This is a genomic window from Actinoplanes sp. NPDC051851 (assembly GCF_040681165.1).
Classification (GTDB): Bacteria; Actinomycetota; Actinomycetes; order Mycobacteriales; family Micromonosporaceae; genus Actinoplanes.
The window spans coordinates 1-3415 of record NZ_JBFAYF010000150.1 but is presented as its reverse complement, the minus strand read 5'-3'; the positions used below and the strand labels follow the sequence as shown (position 1 = coordinate 3415).

Below are 3415 nucleotides of genomic sequence, written 5' to 3'. Positions count from 1 at the left end.
CGCCACCAAACACGGCATCAACCTCTACGACGCCCTCGTCCAACTGACATCCGGCCAGCCATGGATCCCCGCCATCAACTGACCTGAGTAGTTACTCTCAACCTAGATCACCCTCTCCGCCCACGTTGAGCGAGGCGATGGTTCGTGCCAAGTCGTCAAGATCCGACCAAGAGGCAACAAGGTTGTTGAATCTAAGGGCACTCCTACTCCATCGTTTCCTCTCGCAAATAGCAAAGAGCGAATACGCCAATTCTTTCACGATGTAAAGATCTTGGATCTGGGGCTTAACCTCTGCCATGAAACCAGCCGCGGCTTCGACGCCGCGATCCTCCAAATTGTGAACTATCTGTAAAACGATCCGCCACCACGAAATCTGCCGTTCCCCAGCAGAACCGTATGTCGTTAACAGGTCTTCTGGCGCAATAAGTTGAGCACTCCCGGCCTGAGCCGAGAAGATTCCAGCTCGCTTTAGTCTAGGTACGGATGTATTATATGCTTTGGCGATCGTCTCGGCGTCGCCATATTTTCCCTTTTCCCAGCCGTGTTGCTCGAACCACTTAAGCGCGAACCTGCTGTCCGCATCGAGTTCACCGTCGTGTTCGGTCAGCACTTCGGCAAGTACCTGATTAATCAGCGCAAGGGCGGTACGAACTGACATTGCTGAACCGTCAGGTTCTACGACGCCTGCATACTTACTAAATATTGCCACACCCGGACCAATCGCGGCCTGCGCCAGATCCACAGGAGCTATGCTTTCCTCCTGCATGCTTCGCAGCGCGTCTGGCAGTTCTCGGCGCAATTCAGCAACGAAACGGCTCCTATCGGTCCTGCCGGTTGCTATTGATCGAGGCCGACAGGCGAGAACGATTGAGGAAGCTAACGCATTCGATCCAATGTCGCGCATCCGGCCACTGCGCTCTGTTCTGATCGGCCATGTCGCTTGAACGGTCCATCCAGCTCGCAACATTCCGTCGAGTAACGCATCCCACCCCGTTGACGATTCGCCGCTGTCGGTGATCTCCGACTGCTTGTAGGCATAGTAGACCGTAATGGGCAGATCGCTTCGGGCATTGCGACGAAGCCAGGTAAATATCTCCTGGTACCGTACGCGGAAGAATTCTGCCGCATTCTCCCGTCCGCCGTGTCGTATGGGATCGGCTATCAGCTCATCTTCTTTTGGCGTGACAACGGTTGAAAACAAATTTGGATAGCTACTACGCAAAGTTCGACGTAACCAGATATAGAAAAAATCTGACAACGCAGCGTAGCTTACATTGTCATAATACGGAGGATCTGTAGACAGGACCGTCCCGACTGGTTTCTCGATATATCGAGCATCACCTTGGTCCGCTGAGCCAGCCGGCCCGACCGAAAGGCTATCGAGCACCCTGGTGATCCCTCGAACCATGAAATCCCAATTTCCAGAGGAGGAGCTGAAGATGTTAACTTCAGCGAAATCCCAAGCCATCGGAATAGCTTGCCGCGCGAAGGTATTGCGCAGGCCTTCGTTCTTCGGGTCTGGCATCCATGTCGTGATGCTTGAGGAATAGTCGGCCTGGCGGCTGACGGCCATTGCGAGGTATGTGGATATCGCTGTCGCATACGCAGTGGCTTCGACAGGTCGCATGCCTCGGTTTCGACAGTCCACCTCAACCCGAGAACCCACCACCTTAACTAGGTCGCACAGCGTTGTTAGGGCTACGAGCTGACGGTTGGTAAAGAGGTCCACGACGGCTTTAAAGCCGTAGCCCACGCACCATAAATTTCGTGGGTCGTTCGCCAAATCACCTTCCGGTAGGTGGTCTGGCTTGGGCACATTCGCAGCGGCAACATGGTCATCGCTGGGCGGAAGGTAGACGCGGCGACCTGGCCCCTCCGCGGCAATCGCCAAGAGTTGTACACCTAGCCGTCCCGCATTTCCTTCTTCTCGTACGTAGGAGAGCGAGGCGGGTGATCCGCATCCTATGCAGAGGACACTATTTCGACGGATCGTTCCATCGGTACCGCGCTGAGGCAAATTTTGATCGTCCGTGCCGATTGAGTATTTAACTTTTCCATTTACAACGCGTGGAACTAGGTATGCCTCCCTTCCTCTTTTCTTGCCGAGCCACCATGATCGAACAAGCGGCATATGGATACTGCACGCCGGATTTGGACATAAAACGATGCGCGCCCAAATCCAAGCAATGACTGTAGCTTGTGCGCCATCCGGCATTCCGACGCTAGGGTAGAAGTGGCCGATCCGCTTCTTTGCCTCGTCGCGGAGCCAACCACCATACCGGCGCACGTCTTCAGCAAGTCCTTTAGCGCCGTTCCAGGTGCCTTTCTGCGAATCCGCGGCACCTGGGAACACTGGCGGCCTGCCAGCCCACCTCGGCGGTATTTCGATCAGAGCCTTACTAATCAATACGGCTACTGGGTTAAGGTCCGTGGCCCGCGCTTCGAGGCCAAGGCGCTGAGCCTCGAGCGGAATTGAACCACTGCCCGCAAATGGATCCATAATCAATGGCGGGTCACCATTGCAAGATTCCCATATCTCCTTGCGTACCGCTGCAAGTATTATCTCGTCGTTCGCCTTATCCGAAACCAGATCTTCGATAATTTTGTGTAGGCGTTTTCGTTCGTCAATTACGTCATCTTCGCTTGGAAACTTCTCAGGATGCGACGAGGGATCATCAACTAGTTGAGCGAAGAGAACTGCGCGGCAAGCCGCCAGTGGTCGACGCGCCCACCATGGGTGCAGCGTGGAAGGATGCCCGTACCTAATAGATTTTTCACGCGCAGATGCCAGATTAATTGCTTTTAGCGGCAGTGAGACTTCGATTAACTTCCTTTTGCGGACAACCGACACAGCGGTCTCCCGTCGGTGGAATCATCATGATGCCGAGTCGAACTTACGATCTGAAGCGACAGACGTCGATCCCAAGTAATCATTTAGAAGCCGCGGCACCACTGCGTCGGCCAAGCAGGCATACAAGAGCAGACATTTGACTGATTGTGTTGATCTAACTACACAAAGTTAGGTACACGCCAACCGCGCAGGACGCCGGAACAGCAGAGCGCGATGCAGGGAGAGCCATCAGATATGGCGCCGGGCGTCTCGTGTGAGTCTCGCCAGCTCTGCCCGGTTCGGCCCAAGACCCAATGCCGTTCAGTTAAGGGCATCGGTGCTGGTCAGCGTGGTGACCTGACGAAGGCTTGACAGGCCGGTACGGTCATCTGCCGTGACCTCGTCTGTAGTGGAGCCGTTGCCGTTGCCGCGGCCGCAGGGCCGCCTGACCGACCACATCGCGCTGGGCGTGGTGTCGACCCGGTTCGATCGTGACCTGCTCGAGGAGGTTCTCAACCGTACCGAGCGGCGGGAGAAGCGGGTCCGGCGGCTGCCCGCGCACGTGATGATGCGTTACGTGGTCGC

At 55.6% G+C, this 3415-nt stretch carries 2 protein-coding genes; one reads left to right on the top strand and one right to left on the bottom strand.

Going from position 1 to position 3415, the window contains the following annotated elements; translation table 11 throughout:
* Window positions 1-97: 97 nt before the first annotated feature.
* On the bottom strand, window positions 98-2851 hold the full coding sequence (locus AB0M08_RS47295) for a DUF1156 domain-containing protein (RefSeq protein WP_364508883.1): 2754 nt from the start codon (window positions 2849-2851) through the stop codon (window positions 98-100).
* Between the two features lie 373 nt (window positions 2852-3224).
* Here AB0M08_RS47295 and AB0M08_RS47290 point away from each other — a divergent pair.
* Window positions 3225-3415: transposase domain-containing protein (locus AB0M08_RS47290; RefSeq protein ID WP_364508881.1), on the top strand; the 191-nt coding region annotated here is incomplete at its 3' end.